We start from the raw sequence: 16,586 nt of genomic DNA on the forward strand, positions 1-16,586 counted from the left end.
TATACCGAAAAGTGCTGAAATGAACGATATTTCGATCGAAATCCCGTACGCGACCGGCATCTCCCGGCTCGGCATCGAACGCGCACTCATCGCCGCGGGCAGGAATCTCGGCAGTCTCCGGCTCGCGGATCTCGCGCTGGTCGAGGACTTTCACACCATGGGTCGCATCGCCACGTATCAACTGGTGGAGCTGACCGGCCTCACACCGCGCAGCCGGGTGCTCGACGCCGGTAGCGGGATCGGCGGCACCGCCCGTTTCATCGCGGACCGATGCGGTTGCCCGGTGACCGCCGTGGATCTGACCGCCGACTATTGCGACACGGCCGAGTGGCTCAATGAGCTTGTCGGACTGCGGGATCGGATTGCGGTGCACCGAGCCGACGTCACCGCGCTGCCCTTCGCCGACGGCAGTTTCGACGCGGCCTTCAGCCAGCACGTGCAGATGAATGTCGCCGACAAGGAACTGCTCTACCGAGAAGCCCGCCGAGTCCTGGTAGCGGACGGGCTGCTCGCAATCTGGGATATCACCGCAGGTTCGGGTGGTGACCCCGACTACCCGTTGCCCTGGGCCGAACAACCGGAGCAGAGCCATCTGGTGCCTTTCGATGCATTGCGCGGGGCAATCGAGACGGCGGGTTTCGTCATCGAGCAGTGCAATGATCTGACCGAACAAGCGGCCGCCACCATGCGGACGGTACTGGCTTCGCCACCCGATCCCGTTGGGCTGCATGCCTTCGTGCGGAACTTCGCCGAGAAGGCCGAGAATCTGACCCGCGGTCTGACTGGCGGTAGCCTCCGGGCCGTCCAGGTGATCGCTTCAGCAATCGCACCGTAATTGCAGAACCGTCGATCACAACATCTCGGATGCGGTGCCGAGGATGACGTCGGAGTACTCCGGGAAAATGGGTGTCGAGATCGTCGCGGCGCAGACTGTGCATGCGGCAGGCCCCACGCTCCCGCGCCTGCAACGCCCCTGCCTCTCGCAGCACCCGCTGGTGGCTCGCCGAACGTCAGCGCCGCAAAGCCTTCGTGGGAAGAGCTCAGCCCGCCGCGCGCACTGCGGCGGCGCTGAGATTGTCGATGTTGGCGCAGGCGTCGGATGGGAGTGGCGGCCAGCTACCGTCCGACGGGTGATCGGGGTCTCCGTACTGGGCCAGAGGGACCGCGGTCCAATCGACGGCAAGGCGGATGAGATGACCGTTCAGGCGGCCGTCGCTACTCGGCCGGTATGTGAGGCTGACGGCGCACCGCGACGGGACAGGGCCGTAAACGTTTGATCGGAGGATGATCCCGCTCAGGCCCGCTGCCTGGTAGGGGCCGTTGCCGGGTCCGGAGGACGCCTTCTGCTCGGTATCCATGCGGTATTCGAGATCGACCTGCAGCGTGTATTTCGCGCCTGGCTGGGTGAAATTCAGTTGGCAGTGATACGGAGCGATCCAGCTGGTCGAGTTCAAGGTCCAATCGCTGTACTGAGCTTTTACCGCGTCTGTGGCGGTGCAGGGATTCTTGCTGTACAGCACCCTCCCGTCGGCTGGCTTGTCGCGGGGAGTCAGGCTGTCCAGCCGATCGACGATCTTGCTGACATAACTCTTTGCTACATCGCACTTTTCGAGCCATGGCGTCTTGTCCGGTGCGCCGTCGGCTGGAACTTTGCGCAACCGCATCCGGTGTGCGTAGCCGGTGTGCCCGGCAGGTACGTAGTAATAGCAGGTGTCGGCGAAGGTGGGGTCGTCAGCCAGGTGGGAGCGGTAGATTGCGCGGCCGTTTACCGTTTCGGCCTTGTCCTGAGCACGGTCGGCATCGTCGTATACCTCACCGAGTGACAGTTCGAACAGGTAGAGCCCATCCTTCGAAGCGGGTTCGCCAACATGATCGCCTACCCTGAGTTGGCATCCGGCCAGTCCTGGCCCCTCGCGCGTCGCCGACTTCGCTCCAAGATTCATCGACTTCAACGGCTCGGTGTCCAACATTGAGCACGGATCGGTGGCGCGGATCCGTGCCATCAGCGGCTCAGCTTCGGCGCCAGTGACGATGGTGTCGTGCTTGCCTACCGAGTCCACGGGAGTGGATGGCCCGGTGGTGGTGGTGGTTGGCGTGGAAGTTGTTGTTCCGGTTGACTTGGGGCTGCTCGCCGCCACCGGGTGCCCGGTTGCGTTCTTTCCGCAGCCGGTCGCCGCGCTCGCACAGAGGAGTGTCAGCGCGGCGGCTGCGGCCAAGGTACGGAGTGTCATTACATCCCTGTCGAAGTGCTCGCGGAGCAGGATACCTCGAACGCGCCGTCTCGAAAATTATCTCATAATTCGCTCGCCTGCTTGCTCAAGTGTCGGTAGAGCGTGGCACGCGAGACATCGAACTCGGCGGCAATCTCGTCGATCGGACGGCCGGAATCTCGCATGCGGCGAGCGGATTCGATCATGTCCGAGGTCATTGCGCCGGGGCGGCCGCGGCGGTTCGGGCGGGTGGTGGGGACCGCGGCTACCGGCAGGTGGATGGGGCGAGTTTGTGCGGCCGACGCGCCGAGTAACCGCCGGGCACCATCGAGAATCGCCGCACGCAACTCGTCGGCGGGCCGGTCGGCGAAGATGACCACCGGATCGCTCAGTGCCGCATAGACCTGCGCGGCCCGCACTCGAGTGGTGAAATCGGCATGCGGCCCGGCGATCAGTTCCTGTGCCGATAGCGCTATGGTCCGCAACCGCGCGAAGGTTGCGTCGTCGGCGGATAGTGCCTGGTCCTGCATCTGCATCCGCAACAACTGACCATGTGAAAGCCACACCTCCAGTAGCCCGCCCACCACCGCCCAGCGGCGCGCCTGCGCGTCCCGCCCGCGTGCCGCCGCCTCGAGCACCATTTCGCTGTCGACCAGCAGCGGCTCGACGAGCGCGGCGACAATCTCGCTCTTGCTTGGAAAGTGGTAGAGCACAGCGGTTTTCGTCAGCCCGACCTGTTCGGCGATCTCGCGCACGGACACCGTGTGGTATCCGCGCTCCGCGAACAGGTCGAGCGCGGTCCGCAGGATGCGGGCACGCGAATCATCGGCCATGGTGACCGATACTACCGCTTGACTGACCGTTGGTCAGCGTCATACAGTTGCCTCGCTGACCAACGGTCAGATATTTTCGAGACAAGGAGCGGGCAATGCGGATTCTGATCTCCGGTGCGAGCATCGCCGGACAGACATTGGCGTATTGGCTTGTGCGGCACGGCTTCGAGCCGACCATCGTCGAGCGTGCGGCCGGACTGCGCGTCGGTGGCCAGGGGGTGGACGTGCGGGATCAAGCGATCGAGGTCGCCGAGCGCATGGGCATCATGGCGCAGATCCGGTCGGCGGCCGCCGATGTCGCCGGTATGCGGTTCGTGAATGCCACCGGCGATCCCATCGCCCAGGTCGATATGCAGAAGATCAAAGACAAATATGCCAGCGCCGAGGTGGAGATCATGCGTGGCGATCTCGTCCGGATCTTGCACGACAACAACACCGACGTGGAATACCTGTTCGGCGATTCGATTCGGGCCCTCGATGAGGACGACGACGGCATCACCGTCACGTTCGAACACGCCCCGCCACGGCGGTTCGACCTGGTCATCGGCGCGGACGGCCTGCACTCCACCGTGCGGCGCTCGGCCTTCGGCCCCGAATCGAATTTCGTCCGCCACCTGGACCATTACTTCGCATTCGGCAACGCCGATGCCGCGCTCGGGCCCGACCGCTGGGTGAGCGTCTACAACACCCCGGGCGCGATGGCGGGCATCTACCGTTCCGGCAATCACGCACAGGCCAAGGCCTACTTCATGTTCCGCAGCCCACTGCTCGACCTCGATCCGCGGGATATCACCGCGGCCCGTGCGCTGCTGACCGACCGGTTCGGCACCGAATCCGCATGGCACGTGGCACAACTGCTCGACGGCGCCCTCGCCGATCCGGACTTGTATTTCGACTCCCTCGGCCAGGTCCACATGGATACCTGGTCGACCGGCCGCATCGCCCTCGTCGGTGACGCCGCCTATTGCGCCTCACCTGCCTCCGGCGCCGGTGCCGAACTCGCCCTCGTGGGCGCATATCGGCTCGCCGGTGCACTCGCGGCAGCGAATGGCGACTACCGCATCGGTTTTCGCCGCTACGAGCAGAGCCACCGCGCGCTGGTCGAACGCAAACAGCAGATCGGCCCGAATCTGCGGCTGATGGTGCCGAAAACCCGCTCGGGCATGGCAATTCGGAATACCCTCACGCGGCTGCCCGTGCTGGAGTCCATGGCGGGTATGGAACGCATCATGGCGCCGAAGACAAACGAGTCCTTGCCTGAATACCCCGAGAGTCCGGTCACTGCCAAGACGTGTCGCCCGGCGTAGGGTGCCGACCATGGGGTTCTCAGTTGATCGGATCGACCACATCGTCATCAATTGCGTCGATATCGAGGCGACCGCCGCGTGGTACGAAAAAGTCCTCGGCATGCGGGTGGAGAAGTTCGGATCGAAAGGCCGCACCGCACTGTGCTTCGGCAATCAGAAGATCAACCTGCGGCCGATCGGTGCCCTCGCGGTCGACCCTGACTGGGTGACGGCGCGCACCGAGGCCGCAGGTTCGGCGGACTTGTGCTTCGTCACCCAAGCATCGCCCCAGGAAGTGCGAGATCACTTGGCGGCCTGTGGTATCGAGATCACCAATGGTCCGGTCACCAAGTCCGGCGCGATCGGTGACATGATCTCGCACTACTGCCGCGATCTCGATAGCAATCTGGTTGAGATCGCGGTCTATCCGGATCGCTGAGCTCAGCGGCGCAGGAATTCCAGGGCGGCGCGTTCGAAGGCCGCCTTGGCTTCGATCATTACCCAGTGGCCGCTATTCGGGAATACGTGCAGTTCCGCATTGGGAATCTGGCGCATCGGCACCAGTGCCATATCCGGCGGACTGACCCGGTCGTCCAACCCCCAGGTGAGCAGGGTGGGGCACTGCACCTTGTGCAGCATCGACCAATAGGGTGGCGTACTCGAATTCGCCAGGAATTTCTGCTGCATGGTCCAGGCGGCCGAGCTGTACATCATGGCGGCGGTTTTCTGGGTATCCGGATGCTGCGCGGCCGCCCAGCGTTCCTCGATGATCTCATCGGTGATGACCGCGGGGTCGTAGACCATGGCCCGCAACCAGCGCAGCAACTTGTCCCGATCGGGTTTGTCGGCGAATTCCTGCAGCAGCCGAATCCCTTCGCTCGGACTGGAACTGAAGATATTCGGACCGATTCCGCCGATGGTGACCAGCTTGCGCACCCGCTGTGGATGCGCAATCGCCAGATTCGCCCCGACGACACCGCCCATCGAATTGCCGACCATGGCCGCGGACTCGATGCCGAGCCCGTCCATGAATCGCAGCACCGCCGCGCCTGCGGTCAGCACGGGATGTCCGTCGACCGGGTCGCTCACGCCGAAGCCGGGAAATTCGAGGATGTAGCAGTGGAAGTGCTCGGCGAAGACCGCGAGATTCCCGCGATAGTTGCGCCAGCCGTTGACGCCGATTCCGGAGCCGTGCAGCAGTAACAGCGGCAGCCCGTCGCCGGCCTCGTGATAGCGCAGTACACCCTGATCGGTGGCGAGCTCTCGTTTCGTGCCTTCGTATGTCACGTCCATACCGGACACGTTAGAACACGTTCTAGCTTGGATCGTGCACCGCCGCTGATATCGACCCGCAAAGCGAACCGTTGGGTACATAATTGCGAAACGCTGGGCGATTCGGGACGCAGCGGTCTGGGCGACTATCTATGATCTGCGCTGGCAACTCGGCACCGTACGACGAGGAATCATGAGCTACCGAACAATCACAACCGCGACCATGCTGGGCACCGCGATCGCCGCATGGGCGTGCACAGCGCCGACGGCGAATGCTGCGGTGACCCGGGTGGGGGTGATGCCGGATTCGAACTACGGCCTCGCGACCAACTACGGCACCGACTGTCCGGCCACCGCCGAGGCCTACGTCAACAATGCGGCCGAACTCGTCTCCTTCTACGACAACGGCGTTCTACTCGGAGTGGTCCGTCCGCTGGGCGGCATCGCCCTGCTGACCTGGATCCCGAAGACGACGGGCCCGCACACGCTCAGCGCCGTGCAGGCGCCGGACGTCACACCCATCGCAACGGTGGACGTTCGAGTCGGCACCGGCGTACACGTCGACTTCGCCTGCGTCGTCTTCGGCGGTTGATCTCAGCAGGCTCCGCGATTATGTGATGGATTCGGCCTCTGGGGTCTCAGAGCACCCCGATGGCCTTGAGTAGTAACAGGGTCAGACCGGCCGTGCCCGCGAAGGCGACGCCGCCGTCGCGGATCACGATGCCCGCGGGCGAGCCGCTGGCCCTGGAGAGAATTCCGGAAATCACCGCGACGATTATGCCGACGAGCACGGCGACGACAACGAACAAGGCCTGAACGGTAGTGGACACTCGACGCTCCCTCGGTGTGGATCGTCGCAGTGTAAAGAGTGCGTTGGCTATCGGGTAGCAAAGTTGCGGGATAGGCTGCGCCGGAGCAGAATCCGCCGATGACGGTCCAGTGGCGGCCAGGCGGTTCGGCTGGGTGCGCCGACGATTCACAGGAATCCCTCACGTAATTTTGGCACGGTTCACGGAAAACCGAGGTTCACTGGAGTTACAGATTTGTGCGGATCGGCAGTATTGGGGCAGGTCCAGCCCAAGGAGGTCAGACCTTGCAGACAACCGCTTCGATCGCCATCGTCCGCCCCGAGTCGGTAAAGCTCGCCATCACACCCGGTGTGGTGAGCACGCGTGGGCGGCGTTCGCTCAATGCGGACGCCTTCGCCACCTACACCGACCCCACCGTCGGGCGCACCGCATTCGTCGTCGCCGATGGGGTCGGCGACAACCTGCCGGCGGCCAGGGCGGCGCGGACCGCGGCTTCGGTCGCCGCGCGGATCGGCGCGGGCAATGGCGCGCTGGCCGGGGTGGTCGCGGCCCAACAGGAGTTGCTGCGTGAATTCCCGGAGGAGCAGGCCGACAGTGTGCTCGTGATCGCCGTGCTACCCGCCGCCGATCAGCCCGACGGCCCCTGCGATATCGCCTGGGTCGGCGACTGTCGCGCCTACCGCTGGAATGGTCGGGTGCTGCATCAGATCACCACCGACCACACCGTCGCAGAGTTCATGCGCGCCAGGGGGGTTCGCCCGGCGAATCGCATGGACCACCTTGTCACCACCTCCACCCGCACCGCCAGTCCGGACGTCGTCGGTCGCGCAGCCACCGGATCGAGCCGGGGCCGACTGCTGTTGAGCACCGACGGCGTGCACAAGCGGCTCGATATGGTCGCGATCAAGTCGATACTCGTCGCGGGCCGAACCGCGGCTCATACCGCGGAAACCTTGGTGGACAATGCGTTACAGGTCGGTAGCACCGATAATGCGACGGCACTCGTGGTGGACTGCCGCTGACCCCATTTCCTGCTAGAACTATGTGGTCGGTGCGTCTAGTGGAGTGTGGGGTTATGCGGGCGATTCAGATCAGTGAGCTGGGCGGACCCGAGGTGTTGCGGGAGGTGGAGCTCAATGCGCCGGAGCCGGGTTCTGGTGAGGTCGCGATCGATGTCGAATATGTCGGGGTGAACTTCGCCGACTTGCAGGCGCGTTCGGTGGGGTATCGGGTCCGGGATCTGCCGTTCGTTCCGGGGCTCGAACTTTCGGGGCGAGTGCGCTCGATCGGCCCCGATGTCGACGGGTTCGCGGTCGGCCAGCCGGTGGCGGCGATCACCGAGGGCGGCGCTTATGCCGAGGTCGCCGTGGTTACCGCCGCCACGGTGTTCGCGGTGCCCGATGGTGTCGATTTGCGAACGGCCGCAACGCTTCCCACGGTCCTGCCGACCGCTTATGCACTGATCAATACCGTCGGTAGGTTGCAGCCGGGGGAGACCGTGCTGGTGCAGGCCGCTGCGGGTGGGGTGGGCACCGTGGTCGGGCAGGTGGCCAAGTTGGCCGGGGCCGGTGCGGTTTATGGCGTGGTCTCCAGCGAGGCCAAGGCGGAGTACGCGCGCAAACTCGGTTACGACGACGCCTTCCTGGCCGAGACCTTCGAGACCGATGTCCGGAAGGCTACCGGCGGACGCGGTGTCGATGTCGTGCTCGACCCAGTCGGCGGGCAGACGTTGCGGCGCGGTCTCGAATCGCTCGCGCTGTTCGGACGGCTGATCTCCTACGGCAACGCCAGTGGTGAGCCGGGCTGGCAGATCGGCCAGCCCGAGCTCTACCCGCGAGGACTATCGATCTCCGGATTCTCTATCCTCGGACTCACTGCCGATGCGCCGCAGGTTTTGCGGGAGATCGCCGATCGGGCGTTCCGGTTGGTCACCTCGGGGCAGGTGGAGCTGCCGATCACCGCGGAGTTCCCGCTGTCCGAGGTCGCCGAGGCACATCGATTGATGGCGAGTCGCACTTCGACCGGCAAGCTGGTGCTTGCGGTCAACGGTTGAAATCACTTGTCGGCCAGCCAGTTTCCGTGGAATCCGTAGGGCACCCGGGCGGGTAGGTGAATGGTCGCAACCGGTGGCCCGGCCAGCTCGGACGCGTCGAGGATGACGAGATCGCTCCGGTCGGTGTCGGCGTTGTAGACGTAGGTCATGAGATAGCCGTCGCCGCCGGGGCGCTCGTCCGCGGGTGCGAATGCGGCCTCGGCCGGAATGCGGCCCGGACCGAATTCGTGTGCCGTGCTGGTGCCGGTGTGCAGGTCGTAGCGCAGCAATGCGCCGCTGTCCCCGGCGACGGTGGCGTGGCCGAAGCGGGAGTCCAGACCCGCGAGCCGGTCGTCTATGCGCGGGAATTCGGCGTCGCGATCGTCGATCTGCTCCTCGGCGACAGTGCCGGTGACCAGATCGATGGTCCAGCGCCATAGCGAGGCCCGCTCCGAAAGGTGTGAATCCTGTCGCCACAGACTCTGATAGCGGATCACATGCAGCACGATCCGCCCCGGCTCATCGTGGGAATTGAGCGTGTGGAACACGTAGCACGGATCGATCGGGAACCACCGGATGTCGCCGTGCGGGTCGTCACGACGCAGTACCCCGAGCCGGGCCTGGTAATCGTCGCGCCACCGGAACGGCATGCCGCCACCGGATTTGGCGGTTTCGAGATCGAAAACCACTGGCAGATCCATGAATACGATATGGGCGGCGGTGAGGTTGAAGTCGTGGTGCATGGTCGCGGCGGGCACCTCGATCGGGCGGCTGACCAGCAGATTGCCAGCGGCGTCCGCGCGGTGGTAGGTCAGATAGGGCGCGGTGAGGTCGTAGCCGAAGAAATGCAGTTCGCCGGTGGTGGGGCAGGTCTTGGGATGCGCGGTCATGGCGGTGCGCAGCTTGCCGTCGAAATCGTAGGGGCCGACCGTATCCAGCTCACAGGTCAATTCGTACGGGTAGGACGATTCGACGAGTGCCAGGGTGCGTCCGGCATGCCGGATGACGTGGGTATTGGCGAGCCCGGCGGTGAGGTCACGGTTGCCATCGGCATCGCGGACCGCGGTGCCATCGGTGAAGGTGGAGGTGCGGACCCACCGGTTGCGATAGGAGACCGCGTGGCCCTGTTCGAGCCGGACCCCGTGCACCATGCCGTCGCCGAGGAACCAGTGCGGGGAGGCCGCAGCGTGCGGATTCGGGCCGTTGCGCAGGTACCAGCCGGTCAATGCGGCAGGAATCATTCCGGTGACCGGTAATTCGTAGGCGGTGAGCTCTTCGGTGACGGGCGCGTAGTTGCCGGTGAGGTGTGCAATCGAGGTGGACATCACGGATACCAATCTGTTCAGGATGCGGAAGGGTCGAGCGAGTTCGCCTTCGCCCGGATGAGGGCGACGTAGCGGATCGTGAAAACCACCGGAAGGACGAAGGCGAGTATCTGCACCGTGGTGCGCACGCCCGACGCGGAGTGTGCGAGCGCGGCCAGCGCGACGCAGCCGATCACGAAACTCGCGGTCCACACCGAAGTGATGACGTATGCCGTGCGGATGAAGATCGGATGATCCCAAAGTTCCTGCGGTGTCGTCTGTTTGGCGATCGGTAGCGTGAATGGCGTGCGCACGGCCAGCGAGACGCCCGCGACCAGGGCGAGCACGCCGGAGGACAGTGCCGGGGTGTAGGGGTGCAGGGCACTGTTCGGATCGGTGAAGGCGATGACGGTCAGTGCCGCGAAGAAGGCAACCGAGCCGATATCGATGGCCATGGCTTCCATGCGCTGACCGGCACGGATCTGCTGGGCGATGCCGAGCACCGAGACACCCGAGGCAGCCAGCGCGCCCCACTGCCAGTACTGCGACGGAACCACGGCGAAGAGGATCCATGGGGCGAAAGCGCGCAGATAGGACATGTCGGAGAACTCCTCGATATTCCAGTTTTGACATGTCTAAGTTAGAGGCTGATCTTTCGACATGTCAATAGTGGAAGGTAGGGTGATGGCATGAGTCTTCGGTACGCCCTGCTCGGACTGCTGGCCGATCGTCCGGCCAGCGGCTACGACCTGTTGCAACGATTCAAGGTGTCGCTGGCCAATGTCTGGCCCGCCACCCAGAGTCAGATCTATACCGAACTCACCAAACTCGCCGACGCGGGCTCGATCGCGGTTTCGGACGAGGGTCCGCGCGGCCGCAAGGAGTACACGATCACCGAGGCGGGGCTGACGGATTTGCGGGAGTGGCTCACCACGACCAAGCCGAAACGTGTGGCGCGCAACGAAATGCTGCTGCGCGTCTTCTTTCTCGGCGCGGTTCCCCGGGCGTATGCCCGCGACTACCTGTCCGATATCGAAAACGGAGCCAAGAAGGCCGGGGCCGAACTGGCTGCACTCGAGGCGTCGATCGACTGGGACGATGACGACCTGTCCGTCTACGGCCGCATCGCGATGGAGTGGGGGCAGCGCTTCCATGCGATGAGCCAGGAGTGGGCCGAGTGGGCCATCGGGCAGATTCCGGAGCGCTAGTTCGAATATGTTTCGAGTCAGGACTTCGACCGATCCTCAAATGTGAATATCAGGATGACATACTCATGAGTTAGAGAACTATCTTCAACAATATGGACCTGACCTTGAATGATCTTCATACTCACACTGAGGTGATCGAACCGATCACATGTCGCCAATCCGCCGGATCGACGTACAGGAGTGTTGATGAAGATCGGAATTCCCCGCGAGGTCAAGAATCACGAGCACCGGGTCGCGTGCACACCCGCGGGTGTGCACGAGTTGGTTTCGCGCGGACACGAGGTGTACATCGAGGCCGGTGCCGGCCAGGGATCGGCGTTCGAGGATATGGCGTATGCGGCCGTCGGGGCACGGGTGCTGGATACCGCCGACGAGGTCTGGGGCACCGCGGAAATGGTGCTCAAGGTGAAAGAGCCAGTAGCCGAGGAGTATTCGCGCATGCGCGCGGGGCAGCTGCTGTTCACCTACCTGCATCTGGCGGCATCCAAGGAGTGCACCGACGCCCTGCTGAACTCCGGGATCACCTCGATCGCCTATGAGACCGTCGCCGGTAAGGATGGATCGCTGCCGTTGCTCGCGCCGATGAGCGAGGTCGCGGGACGGCTCGCGCCGCAGGCCGGTGCGTATCACCTGATGCGTAGCGGCGGTGGCCGCGGCGTGCTGATGGGCGGTGTGCCGGGGGCGCGTCCGGCCAAGGTGGTCGTGCTCGGTGGCGGCGTTTCAGGGAGCAATGCGATCGCCGTCGCGGTCGGTATGCACGCGGATGTGACGGTACTGGATCTGAACATCGCGCGCCTGCGTGCGCTGGACGAGCAGTATCGCGGTCAGGTGCGGACCATCATCTCCAACAGCTTCGAGGTGGAGAGTCTGGTCCGGGAGGCGGATCTGGTGATCGGCGCGGTGCTGGTACCCGGTGCGAAGGCGCCGACGCTGGTGTCCAATGACCTTGTCGCACAGATGAAGCCGGGTTCAGTGCTGGTCGATATCGCCATCGATCAGGGCGGTTGCTTCGCGGATTCGCGCCCGACCACCCATGCCGAGCCGACCTACCGGGTGCACAACTCGGTCTTCTACTGCGTCGCCAATATGCCCGGCGCGGTGCCGTACACCTCGACCGTCGCCCTCACCAATGCCACACTGCCGTACGCGATTTCGCTCGCCGAGCGCGGCTGGCGCGATGCGGTCGCCGCAGATCCGGGCCTGGCGGCCGGTCTGAGCACGCACCGCGGACACCTGCTGTCCGAATCCGTTGCAGCCGCGCACAACTACGCTACTGAGAGGCTGGCCGCCTAAGCGGGATGGCAGCCGGGGCTGAGCTAAGTCATCGGGCTGGTTCGCGGGCGCACGTGCTCGAAGATGAGGATCGTCTCGGTGGAGGCGACCGCGGGATGTGCGCTCAGATGTTGCAGTACGAAGACCCGAAGTCCCTCGGTGTCGGCCGTGGCGACATGGATCAGATAGTCGTCGGCGCCTGCGATGAAATACACGTTCAGCACTTCGTCGAGTTCGGCCAATTGCTCCCCGAACTCGGCGAGGTGCGGACGTGCATTGCCATGCACCCGAACCGCGATCATGGCCTGTAGATTCCGGCCGAGCGCGGCCGGATCGATGTCGGCGTGGAAGCCGCGAATCACGCCGCGCTCCACCAGCGACCGTACCCGCCCCAGACACGTCGACGGCGCGATGCCCGCGACATCGGCGAGCGCGCTATTGGTCATGCGGCCGTCGCGTGCGAGCTGATCGAGCAGTATCCGGTCGATATCGTCCAATTGCACCGCCGGACCGGGCGCGGTCCGCACGGCACCGACCGCCGGTCCGATCGGCGAATCAATCTTCCTCACCAGGTCAACTGTATCGAAGATCATTCGATCGAGGGCCGGTCACTGCGCTAGGATCGTCGCGTGGGTATCTACTGGCATGCCGTTACGCCGCCGCCGTGCGCCTGATCGGGCGCACCTGCTGAATTCCTGATTCGCGGTCCGGGCTGTTTCTGAGGACAGTCTCGAGGTGATGTCGTGCGCCCGTTTCGAATCCCTGTCGAATTCGATGACGGAAGTGCATGGCCTTGTCTGATATCAAAGATGTTGTTGCGGTTGGGCATTCGAGTGTTCGGGCGTTCAGTGGTCCGGTTCCCATCCTGACCGCGGCGGTGCTGTGGGGGACTACCGGAACCACGAGTTCATTGGCTCCCGCGGGTGCGTCCGCTGCGGCGATCGGATCTGCCGGGTTGGTGCTCGGTGGGCTGTTGTTGTTCTTGTCCGCCGGTGCGCGGTTACGGTGCACTCGCGGCGAGTGGTGGTTGGTTGTGGTCGGGGCGTTGGCGGTGGCAGGGTATCCGGTGACCTTCTATCCGGCTGTGGGGCGGACGGGGGTGGCTGTTGCCACGGTGATCGCGCTCGGTAGCGCGCCGGTTTTCGCCGGTCTGTTGGCCTGGGTGTCCGGACAGGGGAGGACGAGCCGGCGATGGGGCGGCGCCACCGCGGCGGCGGTACTCGGCGGTGCGGTCCTCGTGCTCGGGCCGGAGGTGACGGGCGGGACCGCGCAGGTCGACCTGCTCGGCATCGTGTTCGCCGCATTCGGTGGACTCACCTACGCCGTCTATTCGCTGATCGGCGGCAGGCTCATCGCGCATGGTCATTCGTCGAATGCGGTGATGGGCACGATGTTCGGCATTGCCGGATTGCTCGTGCTGCCGGTTGTGTTGTGTACCGAGACTTCCTGGCTGCATACCGGTCGCGGTATCGCGGTGGCACTGCATTTGGCGGTGTTCACCACCTTCGTTGCCTATCGTCTGTTCGGTTACGGCCTGCGGCATACGACCGCGCAGGTGGCAACGACATTGACGCTCGCCGAACCCGCCGTGGCCGCGGTGCTCGGTGTGGTTGTGGTCGGTGAGCGGTTGCCGATCGTGTCATGGTGCGGGTTGGCTGTGCTGGCACTCGGGCTCGCATTCCTGACGATCGGCGCGCGCGACCGCTGACGGTTCGGTGCTCGACGCCGCAAGGTTACCGATTCGCTTGGGCCAGTGCGGATTCGGCGGCGTCGAGCACCTTGCCGAAGGAGTGGAGAATCACCGGTTTGGCGAGGACGCGGGTGAACCAGGCTGCGGCGAACGGTAGGCGCGCCTCGGCGGTGGTGGTCCAGGTGACCCGCGTGCCGCCGTCGACCTCGGTGAAGATCAGTCGGCCACCCTCGTGGCGCGACGCCGGAACGCTGCGCTCGACGAGGTAGCTGAATTCGTGCGGTGCGTTGTAGCCGGTGATGCGTTCGCGGAACCAGCCGATGCCCCATGTCAGGATTCGGACGGCGCCGAGCCCGTACGGTGCCGTCTCGCCCTGTTGGATCAGGTGCTCGCGCAGCACGATTCGCGCCTTCGTGTAGTTACTTGCGTTGGTCAGCCAGTCGAAGACGTCATCGATCGGCGCCGCAATGACGCGCTCGATTGTCATGGTTTCCATAACACCCCTCCCATTTGTCTACTACATGCGATAGTAGTGTCGTGAGAGGCGGGATGCCAGGGCTACTGCCCTGGAGCTGGCGCCTTGGCGCGCAACACCTCCAAGAACGCGCGCATCCACTGCGGATGGTCCGGCCACGCGCGGCCGGTCACGATATTGCCGTCGACATGGGCCGGACTGTCTTCCCATTGTGCGCCAACGGCATTCAGATCCGGTGCCAACGCCGGATAGGCGCTCGACGAACGACCGTTGAGCGCGCCCACGGCAAGCAGAATCAATGGACCATGGCACAGTGCCGCGATCGGTTTGTCCTCGTCGACGAAATGTTTGACGACCCTGCGACACTCCGCATTGCCGCGCAGATACTCCGGCGCGCGTCCGCCGGGCAGTACCAATGCCGCGTACCGACTCGGATCGACATCGGCCAGCGCGATATCGGCGGGCCAGGTGTGTCCGGGTTTCTCGGTATAGGTATCGAAACCGTCCACGAAATCGTGCACCACGAACTGCAGCTTCTTGGCGGTGGGGGCGGCCACCTGGACCTCGTACCCCTCCTCGAGCAGCCGCTGGTAGGGGTACATGACCTCCAGGTCTTCGGCCGCGTCTCCGGTGATCAGCAACACGCTTGTCACGGGACATCACCTCCGGTGCGAATTTTATCGACAATCGGCAGCGGAGGCAGGGGCTTTCGGGCTACGTAAGGCGGGGATGCGGCCGAATTCGTTCGAGTTGGGCGGCGACGGACAGGATGGTGGTCTCACCATTCGACGGTCCGACCAGTTGGACCGCCAGCGGGAGTCCATCGCTGGCCATGCCCGCGGGTAGTGAGGCGGCGGGATGTCCGGTCACATTCCAGAGTCCAGTAAAGGCAACCATCGGGACCGAGGCGATTTGTGCGCGGACGGTATTCGTATTGTCGAGGACACCGACCCGCGGTGGGCGGTGTGCGATGGTGGGGGTCAGCAACAGATCGCACTTGTCGAAGATGCGATCGGCCTTGCGCGCCAAGGCTTCACCGCGGCGCATGGCCCATTCGACCACCGGCCGACGTGCCCAGAAAGCGAGCGCCAGGGTTTGGCGAGTACGGCGTTCGAGCCGTTCCGGATGGTCGACGAGCGGGATCTCGGCGCGCACACCACCGTAGAACTGCGGATAGAAGGCGAACGTGAAATCGGGATAGTCCGGATCGATCTCGAAGACCGTGTGGCCCAGTTGGGTAAGGAGTTCGGCGGTGTCGTGCACCGCACGCACATGTTCGGGAACCGCTCTCGCGAGAACCGTCTGTGATTTCGTGGTGTAGCCGATGCGCAGGCGCGTCGGTGCGCGCCGCGCGGCCTCCTCGAACGACATCGCCGGATCGGGCGCGTGGAAGCGATCGGCCGGTGTGGCGCCGCGGATGACGTCGTAGATGATCGCCGAATCCAGCACGCTTCGGGTGAGTGGTCCGATAACGCCCAAAGCCCACCACAGATGTGTGTTCGGTGCGGTCGGCACCCGTCCGCGCTGGGTTTTCAGGCCGAAAAGTCCGCAGCAGGCGGACGGAATGCGGATCGAGCCGCCGCCGTCCCCACCGAGCGCTGCGGGCACCAACCCCGCGGCGACCGCCGCGGCGGAGCCGCCGCTGGAGCCGCCGGTGGAGCGAGTCCGATCCCACGGATTGCGGGTCAGCCCGTAGGTGGTGGACTCGGTGTAGGGCCACTGCCCGAATTCCGGCATGGTGGTCTTGCCGACGATGACCGCACCCGCCGCACGCAGCCGCCGCACCACCTCGGCATCGGCGACCGCCGGGGTGAGGTTGGCGCGGGTACCGAAGGTGGTCGGGACGCCCGCCACATCGATCTCGTCCTTCACCGCGATCGGGATGCCGTGCAGCGGTCCACGCGCCGCGACGTCCAGCTGATCCCGTTCGATGGCTTCGGCGATGGCCTGTTCGTGCAGCACGCGAGTGAATGCATTGAGCTCGCCCGCCTCTTCGATCCCGTCGAGGGTCGCCTCGATCAGTTCACGGGCCGTCAGCACCCCTTGGTCCAGCAGTTGCCGCTGCTCCCACACACCCGCGGATACGACCTCGCGAAGATCCATCTCTACCGCTCCCTCCGACCCACACGTCGTGTTGTTTCGATCGAGCTGCGAGCAGTCGTCACCTGGCCTGACCTGTGGAATCAGTCATTGAT

19 protein-coding genes are annotated in these 16,586 nt (G+C 64.6%); 9 read left to right on the forward strand and 10 right to left on the reverse strand.

The window, feature by feature from the left end:
- Positions 1–19 precede the first annotated feature (19 nt).
- Positions 20–835 (forward strand): methyltransferase domain-containing protein, encoded by an 816-nt coding sequence (locus AB0J47_RS32310; protein WP_364354753.1) that lies wholly within the window; start codon positions 20–22, stop codon positions 833–835.
- A gap of 205 nt (positions 836–1,040) precedes the next feature.
- Here the strand turns inward: AB0J47_RS32310 and AB0J47_RS32315 are convergent, their stop codons facing one another.
- A complete protein-coding gene (locus AB0J47_RS32315) occupies positions 1,041–2,216 on the reverse strand; it encodes a DUF3558 family protein (RefSeq protein ID WP_364354756.1) in 1,176 nt (391 codons plus the stop codon).
- Positions 2,217–2,293: 77 nt separating this feature from the next.
- Positions 2,294–3,043 carry a TetR family transcriptional regulator gene (locus AB0J47_RS32320; protein WP_364354759.1) on the reverse strand — a complete coding sequence of 250 codons (750 nt, stop codon included), beginning with the start codon at positions 3,041–3,043 and terminating at the stop codon, positions 2,294–2,296.
- 95 nt (positions 3,044–3,138) lie between these two features.
- Here AB0J47_RS32320 and AB0J47_RS32325 point away from each other — a divergent pair, with 95 nt between their 5' ends.
- Both AB0J47_RS32325 and AB0J47_RS32330 read left to right on the forward strand, forming a co-directional pair.
- A complete protein-coding gene (locus AB0J47_RS32325; protein ID WP_364354762.1) occupies positions 3,139–4,350 on the forward strand; it encodes an FAD-dependent monooxygenase in 1,212 nt (403 codons plus the stop codon).
- A 10-nt stretch (positions 4,351–4,360) separates the two neighbouring features.
- Complete coding sequence (locus tag AB0J47_RS32330) at positions 4,361–4,768, forward strand: VOC family protein (protein WP_364354765.1); 408 nt, start codon at positions 4,361–4,363, stop codon at positions 4,766–4,768.
- Positions 4,769–4,770: 2 nt separating this feature from the next.
- On the opposite strand, the gene AB0J47_RS32335 is transcribed toward AB0J47_RS32330, so the two are convergent.
- On the reverse strand, positions 4,771–5,622 hold the full coding sequence (locus AB0J47_RS32335; RefSeq protein ID WP_364354768.1) for an alpha/beta fold hydrolase: 852 nt from the start codon (positions 5,620–5,622) through the stop codon (positions 4,771–4,773).
- A gap of 172 nt (positions 5,623–5,794) precedes the next feature.
- Here AB0J47_RS32335 and AB0J47_RS32340 point away from each other — a divergent pair, with 172 nt between their 5' ends.
- The gene (locus tag AB0J47_RS32340) at positions 5,795–6,193 is read left to right on the forward strand and encodes a hypothetical protein (protein ID WP_364354771.1); all 399 of its coding nucleotides are present in this window, start codon (positions 5,795–5,797) and stop codon (positions 6,191–6,193) included.
- A 46-nt stretch (positions 6,194–6,239) separates the two neighbouring features.
- Here AB0J47_RS32340 and AB0J47_RS32345 read toward each other — a convergent pair whose 3' ends face one another.
- Positions 6,240–6,431: a hypothetical protein gene (locus tag AB0J47_RS32345; RefSeq protein WP_364354774.1), complete on the reverse strand. Its 192-nt coding sequence runs from the start codon at positions 6,429–6,431 to the stop codon at positions 6,240–6,242.
- Positions 6,432–6,694: 263 nt separating this feature from the next.
- On the opposite strand from AB0J47_RS32345, the gene AB0J47_RS32350 reads away from it, so the two are divergent.
- Entirely contained in the window at positions 6,695–7,432 is a 738-nt protein-coding gene (locus AB0J47_RS32350) for a serine/threonine protein phosphatase (RefSeq protein WP_364354777.1), read from the forward strand.
- A 53-nt stretch (positions 7,433–7,485) separates the two neighbouring features.
- Positions 7,486–8,463 carry a zinc-binding dehydrogenase gene (locus AB0J47_RS32355; RefSeq protein ID WP_364354780.1) on the forward strand — a complete coding sequence of 326 codons (978 nt, stop codon included), beginning with the start codon at positions 7,486–7,488 and terminating at the stop codon, positions 8,461–8,463.
- A gap of 2 nt (positions 8,464–8,465) precedes the next feature.
- Here the strand turns inward: AB0J47_RS32355 and AB0J47_RS32360 are convergent, their stop codons facing one another.
- Positions 8,466–9,767, reverse strand: a complete 1,302-nt coding sequence (locus AB0J47_RS32360) for a carotenoid oxygenase family protein (protein WP_364354783.1) — start codon at positions 9,765–9,767, stop codon at positions 8,466–8,468.
- A gap of 17 nt (positions 9,768–9,784) precedes the next feature.
- Positions 9,785–10,345, reverse strand: a complete 561-nt coding sequence (locus AB0J47_RS32365; RefSeq protein WP_364354786.1) for a hypothetical protein — start codon at positions 10,343–10,345, stop codon at positions 9,785–9,787.
- A gap of 90 nt (positions 10,346–10,435) precedes the next feature.
- Between AB0J47_RS32365 and AB0J47_RS32370 the strand changes: the two genes are divergently transcribed.
- Entirely contained in the window at positions 10,436–10,954 is a 519-nt protein-coding gene (locus AB0J47_RS32370; RefSeq protein WP_364354789.1) for a PadR family transcriptional regulator, read from the forward strand.
- 186 nt (positions 10,955–11,140) lie between these two features.
- Positions 11,141–12,247, forward strand: coding sequence for an alanine dehydrogenase (gene ald, locus AB0J47_RS32375; RefSeq protein ID WP_364354792.1), 1,107 nt, complete (start codon positions 11,141–11,143; stop codon positions 12,245–12,247).
- Positions 12,248–12,270: 23 nt separating this feature from the next.
- Here ald and AB0J47_RS32380 read toward each other — a convergent pair whose 3' ends face one another.
- The gene (locus AB0J47_RS32380; RefSeq protein WP_364354991.1) at positions 12,271–12,774 is read right to left on the reverse strand and encodes an Lrp/AsnC family transcriptional regulator; all 504 of its coding nucleotides are present in this window, start codon (positions 12,772–12,774) and stop codon (positions 12,271–12,273) included.
- Positions 12,775–13,019: 245 nt separating this feature from the next.
- Here AB0J47_RS32380 and AB0J47_RS32385 point away from each other — a divergent pair, with 245 nt between their 5' ends.
- On the forward strand, positions 13,020–13,934 hold the full coding sequence (locus AB0J47_RS32385) for an EamA family transporter (protein ID WP_364354795.1): 915 nt from the start codon (positions 13,020–13,022) through the stop codon (positions 13,932–13,934).
- A gap of 25 nt (positions 13,935–13,959) precedes the next feature.
- On the opposite strand, the gene AB0J47_RS32390 is transcribed toward AB0J47_RS32385, so the two are convergent.
- From AB0J47_RS32390 to AB0J47_RS32400, 3 genes are all read right to left on the reverse strand, one after another.
- Complete coding sequence (locus AB0J47_RS32390) at positions 13,960–14,403, reverse strand: SRPBCC family protein (RefSeq protein ID WP_364354798.1); 444 nt, start codon at positions 14,401–14,403, stop codon at positions 13,960–13,962.
- A 71-nt stretch (positions 14,404–14,474) separates the two neighbouring features.
- Positions 14,475–15,044 (reverse strand): DJ-1/PfpI family protein, encoded by a 570-nt coding sequence (locus AB0J47_RS32395; protein ID WP_364354801.1) that lies wholly within the window; start codon positions 15,042–15,044, stop codon positions 14,475–14,477.
- A gap of 61 nt (positions 15,045–15,105) precedes the next feature.
- Positions 15,106–16,494 (reverse strand): amidase, encoded by a 1,389-nt coding sequence (locus tag AB0J47_RS32400; RefSeq protein ID WP_364354804.1) that lies wholly within the window; start codon positions 16,492–16,494, stop codon positions 15,106–15,108.
- Positions 16,495–16,586: the final 92 nt, after the last annotated feature.

Origin of the sequence: Nocardia sp. NPDC049737 (assembly GCF_040674755.1) — a bacterium.
Taxonomy (GTDB): domain Bacteria; phylum Actinomycetota; class Actinomycetes; order Mycobacteriales; family Mycobacteriaceae; genus Nocardia.